Genomic DNA, 17,064 nt, shown 5'->3' on the forward strand with positions numbered 1-17,064 from the left:
GTCGGCGTTGATAACCTGATTGTCGTCGATACGCCGGACGCACTGCTGGTGGCCCACCGCGACAACGTGCAGGACGTCAAGCACATCTATGCAACGCTCAAGAGCCGNGGCCATGAAGCCCACAANACCCATGTCACCGTGCGCCGTCCGTGGGGCAACTATACGGTGCTGGAGGAAAGACCCAGTTTCAAGATCAAGCGCATCGTCGTCAAACCCGGCGCCAGCCTGAGCTTACAGATGCACCATCATCGCAGCGAACACTGGGTCGTCGTCACCGGGATTGCCAGAGTCGTGTGTGGAGAGGAGGAATTCTTCGTCAATCCCAACGAATCGACCTTTATCCCGGCGGGTTACAAGCATCGCCTTGAAAACCCCGGCCTGCTGGAGTTGGTCATGATCGAAGTCCAGCATGGCGAATACCTGGGCGAAGATGACATCGTCCGCCTCCAGGATGTGTACGGACGAGATACACAACAAAACAAGGTGCTGTTTGCGTGATGTGTTGGTTTTATTCGATTCCATGACGAAGGAATGAGTCCGAGGTGAGATCGGTACTATATCGCTCACGGAGTCTTCGCCAGCCCAGGTAGTCTTGGGAAGTGACAGGTTTGTGCTGCGTACGGGATGCTAGTGGAAGGTACGCCAACTTTTGGTTCGCTAGATTAGCTACTCTGTAGCCAGAGCATGTAGTTGTAATCGCGTGTAAGGTGTTTCATGCCCGGACATAAACAATGCGAGGTTGATTTCCCAATCATGTGTTGGCAAGTAGTTGGAATGTTTCGTACCGAAGGCGAACAAGAGTATGAAAGGTGCAAGATAAACAATCCAGGGCCGTTGCTTCTGCTTTTTCATTGACCTCACCGTAACGACGGTTACAACAAAGCCTATCAGCCAGGCACAGACAACCTCGCTGACACTATGAGCACCTAGAACAACCCTCGATACAGCTACTTCTGCGCCGAGCAATAGACCGAAAACAGCGCCAGCAACGCGGAATCGAAACTGGTCAGGCAGCAGGAGCGAACTGAAGAGTATCGGTAACACCGATGTCGCGAGCAAGGTGTGTCCACTAATGCCAGTGAAATTGAGAGATGCGATACCAATTCCCCAGCCAAGAAACAGTATTTTGGAAACAAGAGTGATTGCTATGGACAAGACAAGCCCAAGTACCCAGACGCATGTCGCAACGTGCTGGCGCGATTGCCATAACCCTATCACAGTGAGCGCTAGCGTCGGGAGGACCAAAGTTGCCGAACCCAAATGTGTAATAACCGACCAAGCCTGTACTGTTTGGAATACCGGACCAACCATGTAGAACCTATCATCCACGATGAACCAGGGCAGAGTCTAGCTCATGACTCCCGAATAAGAAAATATTCTAACCCCAATCGCGTGGGGCTGTTACTTTCTCCATTAGTATGAAGTGCAACACCTTGAACTTAGTAAGGTGTTGGGATGGGAAAAATCTATACTCACATATCGATGCAAGAGCGTAACATCATTCACAGTGGTCGGAATGATGGTATTCCTAGCAATTATAGTCGCGAACTGGGCTTTAACGTCCATGAGGTTTTTCGAGGCATTGGATCACTGTCCTGCACAAATAAAGTCGCAAACTACGCCCAGCAAGGCTTGTGGCGCGTTTTCTTATTCTCTCCATCTCAAAAAAAACAATAGATCAATTGGCTGTGACTTCCAGAAATAGATGAGACAAAATCTGGCCGGTACAGTCGTGAGTGGTTAATGTAGTAGAATCTGAATGGCAGCTTGTCGGTTGCGGATTCAACCTGTGGATGCAACATACACTAAACTGCAAAAGCAGGAGGAGTGTTGCAAATGAAGCAAAGACCTCGGATTTATTACTCGGCAAGCCAGAAGTTGCTGATGTGGGATCGCTGGCAGAAAGGCGAATCGCTCCAGCAGATTGCGCTGCTGTTCGATCGCAACCATTCTTCGATACAACGTATTCTGGCGGAGACGGGTGGAATACGCCCCAAGCAACGATGTCGCAGTCGACTGGCTTTGAGCTTGGTCGAACGAGAAGAGATTTCGCGTGCTATAGCGGTAGGGCACTCAATGCGTTTTATCGCAGCCCAACTTGGGCGGGCGCCATCGACCATCAGCCGCGAGATCAGGCGTAATGGTGGAAGTAGTTCCTACCGAGCAACTCAAGCCGATCAAGCCGCCTGGGATCATGGGCGTCGCCCCAAGAGATGCAAGCTGGTGGAGAATCGGGCACTGGCACACCTCGTGTCAGACAAGCTCCAATCCCAGTGGTCCCCTGAGCAAATTGCAGGATGGCTTAAGCATACATATCCGAGCAACGGGGGCTATCAAGTGTCACACGAAACCATCTATCGCAGCCTCTTTATTCAGGCTCGTGGTGCTCTGAAGAAGGAACTTCTGGCACATCTCCGGCGCACACGTGTTATGCGTCGCTCTCGTCACCACACACAGAAGACGGACGACCACGGCCGAATAGTCGACGCTGTGTCGATAAGCGAACGTCCAGCCACCGCTGAGGATAGGGCCGTCCCGGGGCACTGGGAAGGAGACATGCTGTGCGGAAGTTCTAATAGCCAGATTGCAACACTGGTCGAACGCCAAACGCGCTATCTGATGTTGGTAAAGCTACCCGGTAAGGATACCGAGACCGTTATTAACGCGTTAATCAAGAACACCCGAAAGTTGCCGCAGGAACTCTACAAATCGCTGACCTGGGATCGTGGCAAAGAGATGGCCGACCACAAGCGATTTACCTTGGCCACTGACATCCGGGTTTACTTCTGTGACCCTCATAATCCGTGGCAGCGTGGGTCCAATGAGAATACAAATGGGTTGTTGAGGCAGTATTTCCCAAAGGGGACTGATCTCCCAGGCTACTCGCAGGCAAAACTTAATGCAGTGGCCAGACGACTGAACGAGCGGCCAAGAAAAACACTCAACTACGAAACACCGGCTGAACGATTTCAACAGGCTGTTGCATCCACCGGTTGAATCCGCACTCATAGTAGTCATCATCCCTTGATACTCACGCTCACAACAATTTGCGCGACCACTAATGGAAATCCCGACTGACAACAGTAATATCCCCCAGCAATACCGAGAGATCCACCAGACGCTTGGCCACCAGATGCACAACGTCTCCTTCACGCTGGATCTGCCCATACACACCGAGCAGGCTGGCACTGAGGATTTCGCGGCGGAAGGGATTGACGAGGCTGGGATAGACGACAACGTTACTGACACCACTTTCATCTTCCATGGTGATGAACACCACCCCTTCGGCCGTGCCGGGGCGCTGGCGGCAGGTGACCAGTCCCGCAACGCGCGCCAGGGCGCGGTCCCCACAGGCGTTCGCGTCTGCGGCAGAAATGAACCGGTGCTTGGCAAGTTGCTCGCGCAGCAAGGCCAAGGGGTGACGTCCCAGCGTCAGTGCGACGCTGTCATAATCAGCAACAATGTTCTCTCCTTCGGTGGGGATAGTCAGTGTGGGCTGTCTCTCCGGGCGCTGGATGCCTTCAAAAAGATCACGTTGCACAAACACGCCTGCCACTTCCCATGCAGCCTGACGACGATGCCCGGCAAGCCCCTTCAGTGCATTGGCATGGGCCAGCAAGCGTAAGGTAGCGCTATCCAGATTGGCGCGATGCGCCAGATCATCCACCGAGGCAAAGGGTGCGCGCTGGCGCGCCGCGACAATGCCCTGTGCAAGGTTCTGATTCAGCCCTCTGATCTCTCTGAACCCAAGTCGCGCCGCCGGTTGATGGCGGGGGTTGCCCTCAAAGATCAGGCTGCAATCCCAGTTGCTGGCACACACATCCACGGGTTCAACGCGCACGCCGTGACGCCGGGCATCCTGTACCAATTGTGCGGGGGCATAAAACCCCATCGGCTGGCTATTGAGCAGTGCGGTGAGGAATACTGCAGGATAATGGCATTTGATCCATGCCGAAGCATACACCAGCAGCGCAAAGCTGGCGGCGTGGCTTTCCGGAAAACCGTAACTCGCAAACCCATGTAACTGGCGGATCAGGGATTGGGCAAATTCTTCGCTATAACCGCGTTCGCGCATACCGCTGAGCAGCTTCTCCTCGAAGGGGCCGATGCTGCCTTTGCGCTTCCAGGCCGCCATGGCTCGCCGCAAGGCATCCGCTTCATCTGCAGTGAAGCCTGCCGCCACCATGGAGAGCTGCATGGCTTGTTCCTGAAAAATCGGTACGCCCAGAGTACGCTCCAGAATGCTTTGAACTGCATCACTGGGGTAGAGGACGGGTTCTGCACCCGTGCGCCGTCTCAGGTAGGGATGCACCATGTTGCCCTGGATCGGGCCAGGGCGCACCAGGGATACCTCGATGACTAAGTCATAGAATTTCTTTGGCCTGAGGCGTGGCAGCATGGCCATCTGGGCGCGGGACTCCACCTGAAATACGCCGACGGTATCGGCCTTTTGCAGCATCTGGTACGTAGCGGGATCTTCACGGGGGATATCCTGCATGCGCATCGGGCGCTGCAAGCATTGGCCCACGCCTTCCAGCGCCCGTCGCAAGGCAGAGAGCATACCGAGTGCCAGCACGTCGACTTTGAGGAGCCCCATGGCATCCAGATCGTCCTTATCCCACTGGATAACGCTGCGATCAGGCATCGCGGCGTTCTCGATCGGCACCAGCCGCGAAAGTGGCCCGCGTGAGATTACAAAGCCCCCGACGTGTTGGGAGAGGTGGCGCGGAAACCCGCGCAGTGCCTCGGCCAGATGCAGCCATTTTTGTACGCGTGGGCTGTCCGGATTCAAGCCCGCCGCAGCAAGGCGTTCCGGCAGGGTTTCACGCTTGTCCCACCATGCCATGGATTTGGTCAGCGCTTCGATTTGCGGCAAGCCGAAGCCCAGCGCACGCCCCACATCGCGCATGGCGCCGCGCGTGCGATAACAGATCACGGTGGCAGCCAGCGCTGCACGGTCACGGCCATATTTGCGATAGAGATACTGGATGACTTCTTCGCGCCGCTCATGCTCAAAATCCACATCAATATCCGGCGGCTCGTTACGTTCCTTGGAGATGAACCGTTCAAAGAGCAATTCTGAATGCGCCGGGTCAACCTCGGTAATGCCCAAGGCATAGCAGACCGCTGAATTGGCTGCCGATCCACGCCCTTGACACAGGATGTTCTGGCTACGGGCAAAGCGCACAATGTCGAACACCGTGAGAAAGTAGGGTTCAAATCGTAATTCACCAATCAGGCTCAGTTCGTGCTCGATGCGTCCGCGTACCTTATCGGGTACGCCATCGGTATAACGCCTGGCTAAGCCGTCTTCTGTCATCTGGCGCAGGTAGTCGGCAGCAGACACACCTGCCGGCACGATTTCATCGGGATATTCGTAGCGCAACTCATCGAGCGAGAAATGGCAGCGTTCGGCCACACGCAAGGTTTCCGCCAGCAATTCCTCCGGGTAAAGGGTGGCCAGCCGCAGGCGGGAGCGCATAGCTCGCTCGGCATTGGGATACAGGGCATAGCCTGCCTGCTCCACGGAGGTGTTCAGGCGCAGTGCGGTGAGCACATCCTGTAAAGGACGCCGTGCCTTGCTGTGCATGTGCACGTCCCCCGCCGCCAGCAGGGGAATCTCCAGATGCTGACTGATGGCTCGCAGCTTCGCCAGACGCCATGCGTCGTCAGGCTGCAGATGGCGTTCGTACACGATCCAGACCCGATCCGGAAAGCGCTGGCGCAACCACTGCCCCTGTTCGGCATCTGGCGCCTGCTCGGGGAGCCACAGCGCCAGACAACCGGGGAGGGCGCCGAAGGGGGTGAGGGGCTCGAAATCGCCCGGCTGGATGTTGTACTCGCCTTTCTCGGCGCGACGTCGGGCTAATGTGACCAAAGCCGAGAGGTTGCCGTAGCCCTCCCGGTCGCAGGCCAGACAGATTATCCTCAAGCCATTGGAGAGACGCATCTCGGTGCCATGCAGGAGCTTGATTCCCACCTCTTTGGCTGCGATGTGGGCCCGCGCAGCCCCCGCAAACGAGCATTCATCAGTAATAGCCAGCGCACGGTAACCATAAGCGTGGGCCTGCTGCACCAATTCCTCTGCATGCGAGGCGCCGCGCAGAAAGGTGAAGTTGGACAGGCAGTGCAGCTCTGCGTAATCGGGCAGGGTGGCAAAGCCCGGGGTCGGGGTAGATTCAGGCAAAGAGGCCATGCAGCCACCATCCTTCCTGATCACGATAAATCCACAGCCATTGGCCATTCGGAGCAAAGGCGACGAAATAGTCACGCCGCAAATCCCCGGTGGCGCCAGCTTCCCCCTCATCCCACCAGCCGCTCTCGATCCGCTCGGGGCCACTGATCAGCACCAGTGGTCCGCCATGGTCCGGGCGACCCTGCCGTTCGCGCAGACGCCGTGGTTTGGGCGTGAGCCACACAGGGCGCGGAAATGCCGGGCTAGCCGTAACATGGGGCGTGCTAGCAAGCAGGTGCGCGTTCTCGGGGCGATGGTCCGCCCGTGCGCCCAAAATCTGGACGGCCTCTTCGCCCACGCGTACCCGCAAGCGATCCAGCACCTCAGCCACACTGTTTTTGGGTGGTGCCTGCCCGAACAGCGCCAGGGCTTCACCTTGAAGGGGCTCGATGCGTGTGGCCTCCAGACGCAAGGCTTCCACGGCGTCCTTCAGGCGATGGCGCTCCAGGCGTTCGCGCAGCAGACGCTCAATCCGGCTGGCCTGATACACCGGTTCGGCAAAGCGCAAACGCAGCTGGGTGGGGTCTTGATGCGGGTGCTCCAGGATCAGCACACATTCGCGTAGCCCACTGGCACGCCGACTCAGCCACCCGGATAAGGCCGCGATGATGCGACGGCTGGAAAACAGAATAGCCGTGGTGTGCTCCACCGGAGCGGGCCATTCGATGCGTTGAGAAAAGCGCTCCGGGAAGATGAAGGACTCACGTGGGTCACTCAATTCGCCCAGCGCCTGCGCCAATTGCAGCACAAAACCCGTCCCCAGCCGGGCAGCCAACCCCTCACGTGGCAAACTCAGTAGTTCTCCCAGTCGGGAAATACCCCAGGCCTGCACAGCAGCAAGCGAATTTGCTTCGAGCGCCAAAGCGGCAACAGGCACCTCAGCCAAGGCGCCGAACAGGTCAGTCGCAGTTGCATCCTGCCACGCCTCATGTAAGCCCGCACGGGCACGCCAAAGGGCTGCACGGGGGGTAGGTGCCAAACCAATCTTGGGCGAAAAGCCCAACCCAGCCGATTCGCTACAAGCTATGTCCAGCAGACGGTCCAACCCCTCGAATAGGCGCAGGCAACCGCCAATTTCCAGCAAGAGCGCGTTCGGGGCTTCCATATACACATGGGGCGTCAGTCGCCCAGCCCAGCAGGCCAGATTCTGCAAAGCCTGCACTTCAGCCGGAATCGTGCGGGTGTAGACGTGCAGGGTCGGCGCCAGTGCCCAGGCGCTGCCAGTCTTCATCCCCGCATGAATCCCCGCTGCGTCGGCCAATGCATTGCAAGCAACAACGCGATCAGCCCAGACCACGACCGTGGGGCGCTCACACGGCGGAAAGACTTCGAGCGGAAGACGCGGAAAATGGAGCGCCAGCCAGAGCGGGGAAGCCATGATCGATACGGAAAACCGGTCGGGGGATGTCGATTTCGATGGACTGCGCCACCGGCGCACCCCGGCGTTTGAACACATGGACAGACAGCCCGGCGCGTGCATGTCGCCCCGCATGGAGTGCCACACGCAGGGGCGCTGGCGAAGATTGCTGTGCGCACGCCGATGGGCGCATGACAAAGGCCAGTGGGCGCTGCCCCTGTGCTGCGACCTGCAAACGGCGCATCTGCGGCGGCTGCGCTTCAGGCAACCACGCCACAACGCCCCCAAATGCGCCAGAAGAGAGAATCTGCTCGACACACCACAAGGCATCCAGCCCCTTGACGGGTAGCACGAGCAACCGCTCAAGACTCAACCCCCATTGCAGCAAAGCGGGTGCGTAAACCGGCAAAGCAGGCGCCACCCAGGCCAGCCAGGCACCTTCTGCACTAAGGCGTGCCAGAGCTGGGTGCAGCAATTCCAGCTCACCAATTCCCGGCTGATCCAGCAGCAGCTCACTTAAAGCCCCGCACGGCCAGCCCGCCCCCGGCAACAACGCATCCAGCGCCGCATAACCACTGGCCACACAATCCGCCCCCAGCTCAGCCACCCGATCCCCTCGCCAGATATCCGGGCGATGGAGGAGAGAGGAGGGTTCAGCGGAAGCAGGCATGGTGAGGATTGAAATGCTGTTAATATTTACAGTATTTCAATCCTGGCACTTCGTCAAGGGGCTTAGAACGATGTTTTACTCAGCGAGTGGGCACAATAAGGTCGGGGCGGGTGTTCGGCCAAAGCAACCTTAGTCAGCATTCCTATTATCGTAAGCCCGCTTTGTCTTTGATTGAGCGCAAGGAGGGGGTGACTGTGCCATTTAATCCCAGTCTCGTTAGGCCTACACAGCCTCTCCGGTGCGCGGCACCCTGACGGTAGAGCAAGCGCTCCAAGCCGCACTTCGGGGCACTGATCTGGATCTCGTGCAAACAAGTAATGGTGCGTACACCCTCACAAGCAATTCAAGCAAATTAAGCTTACGTTAAGCCTGCTGTATTCAAATACACCCTACCGCCCCAGCCGGAGCGTGCCAAATAAATACAGGGATGCCAACATGAGAAAACTGTTCGTATCGACCCTTGCAATGCTTGCCACTACCAGCGCTTTTGCCGGTCCCATCTGCAATGTGCTGCAAGAGAAGTGAATGAAGGAAGCCGCCTGCGCCAACATCTGAGTAGCCTGATTTGGTGTCACGGGCTATATGCAAACCACGAAGCACTTGCCACCACCCTGATTGCATGCGCTGGCCTGCATGCTGTGGCTGCCATCGTGACGGGGCGACTGGAGCGCCCAAGCTCGTTGGTGCAATGATCACCGGCACCAAGATCCACCATGCCGACCGCCCCTGAACAACGCTTCGCGTCACACGAGAAAAACATCATGAGTATTTCGAGAATTGCCACCCTCCCGGGAATAGGCCTGTCCATCATGCTAGCATTGATCGCGGGTGCGTTCTCCGCAGCGCTGATACACACCCCGGGGAAAGTGGAAGCCATCGTAGCCGAGAACCTCACCGCGACTTCGATGCTATCAGACCTGCAGGTCGAAGCCGAGAAGATCCGCCGTTACGAGAAAGAGACCTTCATTTATATCGCCGAACCTGAAACACGGCAGAAGTATCAGAAAGAACACGAGGCTAGCGCGAAGCGCCTGTTCAAGACCCTCAACAGCATGCTCGCGCAGAGCAACAAGGCTTTCAACGAAGAAGAGCGGAAGCAGATCGATAACTGGAACACAGCCGCCGAGTTTTATGTTGGCGAATTCGCCATGCTGATGCAAAAGGCGTCGGGTCTCGACAACCAGAACCTGACGCCTTTGCAGCAAGGCATGCTGACTGTGCAGTACAACGATGGCATCAAGGCGGGGAAGGATCGCTTCAAACTGCTCGTCGACCGCTCCGAAACATTACGCAACGACAAGGAGGCCGCAGCCCGTAACATCCTGACCAGCATCAGCGATCTTTTCTGCAGCCTGATTGTCGGCGTCGTCTTGCTGGTCGCAGTGGCGGCTGGACTGGTACTATGGATGCTTCAAAGTAGGCAGTGAGTCTTGGCCGGAATTCTGTTTGTGCTCCTGAGCTTAAATATGCGTCACGCCTGTTTTGGGGCGGGAACAATCAGTGCAGCCTCGGAGCCATTAACGCGACGAAAGCTCTGATGACTTTTCGGGCACGAATCCTCCAGACATGCTTAAAACACGCCGTTAATCGTTAGTGCTGGGTATGCGCACGGCAAAGTTGATTATCGGAACCCTTTCGATGAATTCCTTTCGTTACCGTACCGCCTTGCGCATTGCGGGAGTCAGCTTGTTGCTGGCTGGCGTAGCCAGTCCGGCGGCCTGGTTTGTTGCTCGCGAACAGGCTGAAGAAGGCATTGTCTCCTTGGCCAATGAGGAGTCCGGGCGGCTTCTGCATTTGCACCAGGCGATTGATCTTTCTGGCCCGCAAGCAGCCGAACACGCTGCAATCGCAGCCAAAGCCATTTCCGGTGGTCTGTTCGACATTGCTGAAATCTACGATGCCGTAGGTAATAAGCTGGCGGAATCGATCACCGATGATGGTGAATCGGTTGAGTCGTCCATGCCTAGTTACGGCAAACCATCCTATACCGAGGCTTCGTATGAAAGGCAGTCACGCCGTTTCTGTATTTAGGTTGTATGCAAAACTGAGCACCGTTGTCCGTCAGAACGGTATGAATCTTGTACGGAACCGCCGTAACAAGCCGCGCCAGAAAATCAGAGGCAATTGCCAAAATGCGCGGCTCCTTACAGTCCAATGAGAATACAAATGGGTTGTTGAGGCAGTATTTTCCAAAAGGGACGGATCTCTCAGGCTACTCGCAGGCAAAACTTAATGCTGTGGCCAGACGACTGAACGAGCGCCCAAGAAAAACACTCAACTACGAAACACCGGCTGAACGATTTCAACAGGCCGTTGAATCCACCGGTTGAATCCGCAACTGGCGATTAAACAGATGGGGATGTGATTCGTACTATGCCTTCATCGCTTACATGGGAGTCTGACTATTTAGCACATTCTGTGGAAGTCGGTGGTTGTACAGATACACATAGAAGATGGCGCGGCGAATCTGCATCATGACGACATCTTCCCTGTGTTTATCGAACTCATACAGTCTGAAAAGTTCCGCAATGCGATAGCGTTACACTGCTCACTCATCCTGTTGGATAATACTAGGATCCGAACGTTCAACTGGTCCAGTGCTTCAAAGATCAGTTCATTGACAAGCCGTTGCAGCAAGCTTGAGATAATCATCCAACGAACGCTGAAGCGCTTCTGCAATCAGCAGGGTGATCCCGTCGTAACAATCACTCATGCACGCTTCATCCAGTGCGTTGTAGTACCTAACTCGATCTTCTTTACGAATCACTGCTGGTGGGTAGCCTGCTTTCATCAACTCCAGATTCAGCAGCAAGCGTCCTGTACGGCCATTACCGTCAATGAACGGGTGGATCTGCACGAAGTGTGTATGTAGCTCAGCTGTGCGCACCACCGGATGCAGCGTAGGGAGTACGCTCTCATGCCACACTATCAGCTTCTGCATCTCTTGAGTAAGATGCCGATAATCAGGTGGGGTTGTGCTGGCGCCTGAAATGGCGACATTCTCGTGTCGGAAACGTCCTGCTTCTTCGTCACGGATGTTTTTGAGAATCAGGCTATGTAAATGTAGGATCTGCCGCACTGCCAGCCGATTTTGAGTACGAACCTGCTCTTCGACAAAGCGGATGGCTTCGCTATGGTTGATCACCTCAAAGTGCTCTCGCATGGACTTCCCACCGGCGGCAATCCCTTCCAGGAAAAGATCATGAACAGCCTCTAAAAAAACAAAGCAAGGGTTAACACAATTTCAGAAGAGAAAACAGTGCCAAGAGCCAGTAGCCCCTAGTGACTTCCAAAGCCATTATTTGCTTCGTCATATCCGTTGATGCCATGAATCCTGTCCACAGCAGAAAGGGGGGCAGGAATAACAGTCCGGACATTTGCTAAAGAGAATACAGACTGCATCCCAATGTCGTTCTGATGGTAGACAGAGATGATAGCCGAGTAGAACGGATTAAAAGCATTATCAAAAATGGCGTTCAGCTGCGGGTCGCTTGCCAGATTTTGAAGTGTCATTGCCGCAGCAAAAGCAGTCTGATCCTCGGTGTTTGCACTGATTGTAATAGTCGGAATTGTGGTCGACGTGGTGGCGCTATTCAGCGGGGTAACAGTAGGCACGGTCACCGCCTCTGCAGTCACGACGGTTGGTGTTGCCGGTGCCGGTGCAGTTGTCACCAAGGATTCAGGTGTTGGGACGGTAGCGACCACAGCAGGCGCTATCACTGCTTTGGGTAATACTTGCGCCGATGTGCTCTGACTCGTCGAGTCGGCGGCTACCGCAGTCGCAAGGGTCGCACTCAACGAGCCATTGAGCGCAGTGCGGGTTTGCTGGATTGTGTTGGCATCCAGGCCTGCTGCAGCGAGGTCGAGATCAGAAAGCTGAATGCTGTTCAACGCCGTATCTGCGGACAGGTTTTGTAATAAATTGATCGGAACCCCGACGCTTTGGGCGACGGTTGTGTCATTCGCCAATCCGCCCGGGGTGGTGGCCTGGGCTTCAAATTGCGCCACTTGTTGCAGCAGCGGCTGGGTCGCCTGACTCAGTAGCGCCAAGGATGCGGCTGGATTGGCGGCTACGGCAGTATTCAGTACGTTCTCATTGATGGTGAGGCTGGTTGTTGCTGGGGTTGTTACAGACGCAGATGAGGTGTGCGGGGTAATTCCAATGGTTTGCAAACTCGCCAAGTTTGACGTTTGGGTGTCCGCTGACGATGTCGCGGCGACATTTAAGGTTTGAGCAAACTGGTCGATAAGCGCGCTATTGGATGTCAAGTCAAGCAACGGCTGGGCTTTGCCAATACTATTTTGCGTTTGGTTAAACTCGGTAACGAAGTTTTCCGCTTTGGCCAACACATTGCTTGGCGTTGCTTCTGAGGGATTCGCCTGCAGGGATTGAATGCTCGCTTCAAGAGACGCCCCCGCCGTCACCACCTGTCCGAGTGCCGATAGTTGGACAATGCTCGACATGGTGTCAAGCAATACCGTGCTGCTTGCCTGTGTTTCTGAAGCCGCGAACGGAAACGTTACTGGATTGATACTCGACACGCTAGAGAGCGCGTTTTGAGGAATAGAGATAACGCTGCTCATGGCTTACTCCTTCGACTTTCCGCAGCGCAGCCTTGCGTCAGCTAAATTTGCTGCAGAGTCTTGATACGAGTCAGACACACACCAAGCACAATCGTTCCATTAAAAATGGAATTGTTCTGCGTTCAAATATGAAACCTTGGCAAAGCGCTTGAAACTTGAAGCCGCCGGATTTCGAGCAGCGCATAAGCCTTGCACGGCCTGGTCGTAAAATCGTAAACCGCCTCTTACGGCTTGCCCAGCGCTTCAAAAGCAGAAACCACCTCGAATAATTCCTCATCAATGCTGCTCTGGCGCAAGTGGTGGTAACCCCGGCGCAAGTCTTCGAGCAATTCATCAATGTTTTTCTCGGCGCGTTGCATCGCGGCCAGGCGACTCGCGTTTTCGCTGGAAAGGGATTCGGCACATGCCCTGAATAGCGACACGAATAGATACTCCCGCACGAAGGCCAGAAAGGTCGCGGCAGGATCATTCAGAATTTCTGGCAAGGCTTTGCTGGGCCAAGCCAGGGTGGTAAGCGTCTGTTGCCATGTGCGGTCCAATGGGAGGAGACGCTGACTGACTGGATCGTACAAAGCCCCTGCGCAAGGACGATGGTGAAACACATAGACCTGCGAGAGAGAAGTCCGTTGACGATACGTTTCCAGCTCGGTGAGTATCTCACCAACCAGTGGCGTGATGGCGTTGATGACTTTGGGCAGGACGAAACTCGCGCGTGTTGCCAGGCTGGTCTCGGCCAAGCGAGATTGAATCCGCTCACCGACGGCCCAGACAATTTTTTCGCCTGGTAGTTTTGCAAGCGCGGATTCGACGAAGTCCACCATCACGTCATTGAATTGACCCACCAGCCCCTGGTCTGAACCGAAGACGATAACGCCGATTGGTGCAGTGACGGCTTGCTCCGGGTCCGTTGCCGCAGCGGCGTTGGTTTCGTCGCGCAGGGATGCGGTAAGGCCCAGTTGGACGGTTCGATAATATTCATTCAGCGAAATGACGGCTTTTTCATATTGGCCGACACTTGCGGCGGCCATGGCTTTCATGGTGCGCACCACGGATTGCAGGTCACGGGCGCTGGCAATCTTGCGCTGTAGACTGGCCGTAGTGTCGCTCACTTGACTATTCCTCTGGAATTGTTGGATCTGCCACGATGGAATTTTCGGCGCGGGTTTTCTGGTCGCGGTAGCGTTCAATCGTACTTTCGAGCATGCGCAACAGCTTGCTGACTGCGCCTTCAATAGCTTGGTGCAAGTTGGCGGCATGATGCGTCACCACAACCGGTTGGTGGTGTTCGAGGTGAGCCTCCATCACGCAACGCTTGTCGTTGTCACCCCCCTTGCGACCGGTTTCCTCACTCAGGTGAACTTCAATACGCGTGATGTGGCTGCGTAGATGATCAAGGGTATGTTCAACCACACTTTGCACGTGGTTGCTCAGCCCTTCACTGCCTTCGATGTTGTGGTCAGTATTGATCTGGATTCGCATGTGTTACTCCTTGTGCGGTGGGGTTGGTCGCGGCCTGACAGGGGTTTAGCTGGCATCAGATGTAGCCGTGACGGGCTTGTCCAGGCTGGCGACTTGGGCGCCTGCCTGGAATGCGGCGATGGCCTGACGAGCCATGGCGATGATGCTGGTACGATCTGCCTCGCTAAGCTCGTTGGCTGTGTCTAGGCGCTTATGCAGTTCAGTGGGTAGCTTCAGGGCTGCTTCACTGACCGCCCACTCGGCTGCTGGCATATTTTCAAGCGGCACTTCGTCAAACAGCTTGGTGCTCAATGCCAGCAATACGCTGATCTGGGCCGCTACCGCGACGGGAGCGGATTCCGGCTGCTTGAGGCAGGCGCGAATGCGTTGGCCATGCTTGATGATCTTTAACGTGTTGTCGTCAAGCCGGGCACCAAATCGCGCAAAGGTCTCCAGTTCTTCGAACTGAGCATGGGCCAGCTTGAGATCGCCGGCTACGGCGCGGAAAGCCGCGCGCTGGGCCTTGCCACCCACACGGGAAACCGATTGGCCGACATCCACAGCCGGTAGCACGCCGAGTTCGAACAGTGATGGCGACAGGTAAATCTGACCATCGGTGATCGAGATCAGATTGGTTGGGATGTAGGCCGACATATTTTGCGCTTCGGTCTCTATGACGGGCAGGGCGGTGAGTGAGCCGCCCCCCAGTTCTGCACGCAAGTGCGTGGCACGTTCCAGCAGGCGCGAATGGATATAAAAGATGTCGCCGGGGAAGGCTTCGCGACCCGGTGGCCGACGCAATAGCAAGGACAGTTCGCGGTACGCGCGGGCATGTTGGGTGAGATCGTCATACACAATCAATACATCGCGTCCGGCTTCCATGAAATATTCGGCGATACTGGTCGCTGCATACGGGGCGATGTAGGCCAGCCCGGGTGGGGCATTGCCTTCGGCGACCACCACCACCGTGTAGGCCAGCGCACCTTTCTCACGCAGATTAGCCACAGACTTTGCTACCATTGAAGCACGCTGGCCGATTGCACAGTAGACGCATATGACATTGTTGTCGCGTTGATTGAGAATGGTGTCAATGGCAATCGCGGTCTTTCCTGTTTGGCGATCACCGAGGATCAGCTCGCGCTGTCCTCGTCCGATGGGAATCAGCGCATCGATGACCTTGACACCGGTTTGCAGCGGTACGCTGACCGGGGCACGGTCCATGATCGCAGTGGCGGGGCGTTCGATGGGCAGGCGCCCGCTGGTGGCGACTGGGCCCTTGCCGTCGAGTGGGCGTCCCAGGGCATCAATGACACGACCAAGTAGCGCCTCGCCTACGCCAACATCCAGAACGTGGCCCGTACGTTGGACTTCATCTCCGGCTTGCAGCGCGGTGTAGTCACCAAGCAAGACAACTCCGATGTCATCTTCATCCACATTGAAGGCAATCCCGAATACGCCGTTGCGGAATTTCACCAGCTCGTCAAAACCGATTCCAGGCAAACCCGCCACATGCGCAATGCCGGTGGCAACCTCGGTAATGCTGCCAATCTCTTGGAGCGTGAGCTGTGGGACAAAACCTTCGCGTGCCTCACCCAGGTGAGTGAAGCTGCGTTCGAAAACCGCCGCGAGGCTGTCAAATGGTTTGCTCATGTAGCGCTATCGATCGTGGCCTGGGTAGAGGTCGTAGCCTCTGTGGGGATATTGTCTTTGAGCCAGGCATTGATGTGTTCATCAAGTGAGGCAAGGTAGTCGGCAATGCTCCAGGCGAGTTTCTGCCCGGCAGTGCTGAGTTCGATGCCACTGATGAGATCCGGCGCGTCGGCAAAATTGAGGTGGACGTCCGCTGCGAGGGCTACCTGGAGTGCTTGCAGGATCGCCGCACGCTGCTCCGCAGACAATTCAAAAGCGCTACGCACCAGCACCGGCCTGGATGACCCAACTGCTGCTGCCAGCACCTGTTTGGTTGCAGCGTCAAGTGTTCCCAGACGGTGAGTGAAGACTTCACAAATTCTGGCTTCGAGCGAAATCCCGGCAAGGTCTCCGAGTGTTTTGCGGGCGATAGCGAATACCTCTCGCTGCGTGTACCGGGCAATTTCTTCGTGCAGGTTCTTCTGCTCGCGGTTCAGGGCGATTTCATGGGTTGCCCGCATGGCATCTATGGCTGTGTGCGCTTCGGCGATTAGGCGCTGGCGTTCAGCCTTGGCGTCCTCTGTTGCCTTGTCTAGCATTTCAGCGCGTTGTTGGTCGAATTCCGCGTTCTTGCGTTGGTACGTATCGCGTTCCTGGGTGGCCTCGGCCTTTTTCGCGGCAGCAGCGGCGAGTTCGTCCGTGATCCTTTTTTCACGCGCAGCAATGGCATGCAGAATGGGTTGATACAAAAAGCGCTTCATCAACCATACAAGGATGAGGAAGTTAAGCGTTTGTGCACCAACGGTGAACCAATCGATCAGCATGGCTTACTTGCCGGTTGCATGTGCGATGGCGAAATTCCAGAACGGATTGGCAAAGATCAGGATCATCGACACCACGAAACAATAGATGGCCGTTGATTCGATCATTGCCAAACCGACAAAGAGTGTTCGCGTAATGGTGGCTGAGGCGTCGGGCTGTTGCGCCAAGGAGGTGAGGGCCGTGGCAACAGCACGGCCTTCGGCCAGCGCCGGACACATGGTCCCAAAGCAGGTAGTGATGCCGGCAATGACAATGGATGCCACCGCGATAATCGTCATGATGTCCATGTGGGTTCCTTTGAAAGTGAGT

General features: G+C 56.0%; 16 protein-coding genes and 2 pseudogenes. 6 read left to right on the plus strand and 12 right to left on the minus strand.

All coding sequences use genetic code 11. From position 1 onward, the window contains the following. Nucleotides 1-498, plus strand: a 498-nt coding sequence (locus B145_RS0113430) for a cupin domain-containing protein (protein WP_018608009.1), incomplete at its 5' end; no start/stop codon positions are given. 168 nt (nt 499-666) lie between these two features. Here the strand turns inward: B145_RS0113430 and B145_RS0113435 are convergent. Continuing rightward, nucleotides 667-1,311, minus strand: coding sequence for a phosphatase PAP2 family protein (locus tag B145_RS0113435; protein ID WP_018608011.1), 645 nt, complete (start codon nt 1,309-1,311; stop codon nt 667-669). Nucleotides 1,312-1,836: 525 nt separating this feature from the next. Between B145_RS0113435 and B145_RS0113440 the strand changes: the two genes are divergently transcribed. Beyond that, on the plus strand, nt 1,837-2,997 hold the full coding sequence (locus B145_RS0113440; RefSeq protein ID WP_018608014.1) for an IS30 family transposase: 1,161 nt from the start codon (nt 1,837-1,839) through the stop codon (nt 2,995-2,997). 61 nt (nt 2,998-3,058) lie between these two features. On the opposite strand, the gene B145_RS0113445 is transcribed toward B145_RS0113440, so the two are convergent. The 3 genes from B145_RS0113445 to imuA are packed head-to-tail and all read right to left on the minus strand — an operon-like array spanning nt 3,059 to nt 8,262. Further along, nucleotides 3,059-6,196 carry an error-prone DNA polymerase gene (locus B145_RS0113445; RefSeq protein ID WP_018608016.1) on the minus strand — a complete coding sequence of 1,046 codons (3,138 nt, stop codon included), beginning with the start codon at nt 6,194-6,196 and terminating at the stop codon, nt 3,059-3,061. Continuing rightward, nucleotides 6,180-7,613, minus strand: coding sequence for a Y-family DNA polymerase (locus tag B145_RS0113450; RefSeq protein ID WP_033407225.1), 1,434 nt, complete (start codon nt 7,611-7,613; stop codon nt 6,180-6,182). Before B145_RS0113450 ends, B145_RS0113445 begins: the two co-directional genes overlap by 17 nt. Continuing rightward, a complete protein-coding gene (gene imuA, locus B145_RS0113455; RefSeq protein WP_018608020.1) occupies nt 7,546-8,262 on the minus strand; it encodes a translesion DNA synthesis-associated protein ImuA in 717 nt (238 codons plus the stop codon). The genes B145_RS0113450 and imuA overlap by 68 nt, the downstream gene beginning before the upstream one ends. 521 nt (nt 8,263-8,783) lie before the next feature. Here imuA and B145_RS29360 point away from each other — a divergent pair. The 3 genes from B145_RS29360 (at nt 8,784) to B145_RS0113475 (ending at nt 10,293) form a co-directional block, all read left to right on the plus strand. Continuing rightward, nucleotides 8,784-8,954, plus strand: a complete 171-nt coding sequence (locus B145_RS29360; RefSeq protein WP_018608023.1) for a hypothetical protein — start codon at nt 8,784-8,786, stop codon at nt 8,952-8,954. A gap of 21 nt (nt 8,955-8,975) precedes the next feature. Then, on the plus strand, nt 8,976-9,689 hold the full coding sequence (locus B145_RS0113470) for a hypothetical protein (RefSeq protein ID WP_018608025.1): 714 nt from the start codon (nt 8,976-8,978) through the stop codon (nt 9,687-9,689). 211 nt (nt 9,690-9,900) lie between these two features. Next, entirely contained in the window at nt 9,901-10,293 is a 393-nt protein-coding gene (locus B145_RS0113475; RefSeq protein WP_018608026.1) for a hypothetical protein, read from the plus strand. Here the strand turns inward: B145_RS0113475 and B145_RS29650 are convergent. Beyond that, nucleotides 10,280-10,384: pseudogene (locus tag B145_RS29650) on the minus strand (IS481 family transposase); the annotation flags it as partial. The gene B145_RS0113475 and the pseudogene B145_RS29650 sit on opposite strands and share 14 nt — an antisense overlap. 28 nt (nt 10,385-10,412) lie before the next feature. Here B145_RS29650 and B145_RS28140 point away from each other — a divergent pair. Continuing rightward, nucleotides 10,413-10,592, plus strand: a pseudogene (locus B145_RS28140) (transposase); the annotation flags it as partial. Between the two features lie 284 nt (nt 10,593-10,876). Here B145_RS28140 and B145_RS25605 read toward each other — a convergent pair. From B145_RS25605 to B145_RS0113510, 7 genes are all read right to left on the minus strand, one after another. After that, the gene (locus tag B145_RS25605; protein ID WP_018608028.1) at nt 10,877-11,425 is read right to left on the minus strand and encodes a Fic family protein; all 549 of its coding nucleotides are present in this window, start codon (nt 11,423-11,425) and stop codon (nt 10,877-10,879) included. 116 nt (nt 11,426-11,541) lie between these two features. After that, nucleotides 11,542-12,846 (minus strand): hypothetical protein, encoded by a 1,305-nt coding sequence (locus B145_RS0113485; protein WP_018608030.1) that lies wholly within the window; start codon nt 12,844-12,846, stop codon nt 11,542-11,544. Nucleotides 12,847-13,070: 224 nt separating this feature from the next. Continuing rightward, the gene (locus B145_RS0113490; RefSeq protein ID WP_018608032.1) at nt 13,071-13,955 is read right to left on the minus strand and encodes a F0F1 ATP synthase subunit gamma; all 885 of its coding nucleotides are present in this window, start codon (nt 13,953-13,955) and stop codon (nt 13,071-13,073) included. A 4-nt stretch (nt 13,956-13,959) separates the two neighbouring features. After that, entirely contained in the window at nt 13,960-14,325 is a 366-nt protein-coding gene (locus B145_RS0113495; protein ID WP_018608033.1) for an HPF/RaiA family ribosome-associated protein, read from the minus strand. Between the two features lie 45 nt (nt 14,326-14,370). Beyond that, nucleotides 14,371-15,954, minus strand: a complete 1,584-nt coding sequence (locus B145_RS0113500) for an alternate F1F0 ATPase, F1 subunit alpha (protein WP_018608035.1) — start codon at nt 15,952-15,954, stop codon at nt 14,371-14,373. Further along, nucleotides 15,951-16,757, minus strand: a complete 807-nt coding sequence (locus B145_RS0113505) for a F0F1 ATP synthase subunit delta (protein ID WP_018608037.1) — start codon at nt 16,755-16,757, stop codon at nt 15,951-15,953. Before B145_RS0113505 ends, B145_RS0113500 begins: the two co-directional genes overlap by 4 nt. Before the next feature lie 3 nt (nt 16,758-16,760). Then, on the minus strand, nt 16,761-17,042 hold the full coding sequence (locus tag B145_RS0113510) for a F0F1 ATP synthase subunit C (protein ID WP_018608039.1): 282 nt from the start codon (nt 17,040-17,042) through the stop codon (nt 16,761-16,763). Nucleotides 17,043-17,064 lie beyond the last annotated feature (22 nt).

The organism is Uliginosibacterium gangwonense DSM 18521 (assembly GCF_000373965.1).
GTDB classification, from domain to species: domain Bacteria; phylum Pseudomonadota; class Gammaproteobacteria; order Burkholderiales; family Rhodocyclaceae; genus Uliginosibacterium; species Uliginosibacterium gangwonense.

Excerpts from the sequence above, each read along its gene's own strand:
- B145_RS0113485 (WP_018608030.1), bottom strand. The coding sequence starts at position 12,846 with ATGAGCAGCGTTATCTCTATTCCTCAAAACGCGCTCTCTAGCGTGTCG.
- B145_RS0113505 (WP_018608037.1), bottom strand. The coding sequence starts at position 16,757 with ATGCTGATCGATTGGTTCACCGTTGGTGCACAAACGCTTAACTTCCTC.
- B145_RS25605 (WP_018608028.1), bottom strand. The coding sequence starts at position 11,425 with ATGCGAGAGCACTTTGAGGTGATCAACCATAGCGAAGCCATCCGCTTT.
- B145_RS0113435 (WP_018608011.1), bottom strand. The coding sequence starts at position 1,311 with ATGGTTGGTCCGGTATTCCAAACAGTACAGGCTTGGTCGGTTATTACA.
- B145_RS0113470 (WP_018608025.1), top strand. The coding sequence starts at position 8,976 with ATGCCGACCGCCCCTGAACAACGCTTCGCGTCACACGAGAAAAACATC.
- B145_RS0113495 (WP_018608033.1), bottom strand. The coding sequence starts at position 14,325 with ATGCGAATCCAGATCAATACTGACCACAACATCGAAGGCAGTGAAGGG.
- B145_RS0113475 (WP_018608026.1), top strand. The coding sequence starts at position 9,901 with ATGAATTCCTTTCGTTACCGTACCGCCTTGCGCATTGCGGGAGTCAGC.
- B145_RS0113445 (WP_018608016.1), bottom strand. The coding sequence starts at position 6,196 with ATGGCCTCTTTGCCTGAATCTACCCCGACCCCGGGCTTTGCCACCCTG.
- B145_RS0113510 (WP_018608039.1), bottom strand. The coding sequence starts at position 17,042 with ATGGACATCATGACGATTATCGCGGTGGCATCCATTGTCATTGCCGGC.
- B145_RS0113500 (WP_018608035.1), bottom strand. The coding sequence starts at position 15,954 with ATGAGCAAACCATTTGACAGCCTCGCGGCGGTTTTCGAACGCAGCTTC.
- B145_RS0113440 (WP_018608014.1), top strand. The coding sequence starts at position 1,837 with ATGAAGCAAAGACCTCGGATTTATTACTCGGCAAGCCAGAAGTTGCTG.
- imuA (WP_018608020.1), bottom strand. The coding sequence starts at position 8,262 with ATGCCTGCTTCCGCTGAACCCTCCTCTCTCCTCCATCGCCCGGATATC.
- B145_RS0113450 (WP_033407225.1), bottom strand. The coding sequence starts at position 7,613 with ATGGCTTCCCCGCTCTGGCTGGCGCTCCATTTTCCGCGTCTTCCGCTC.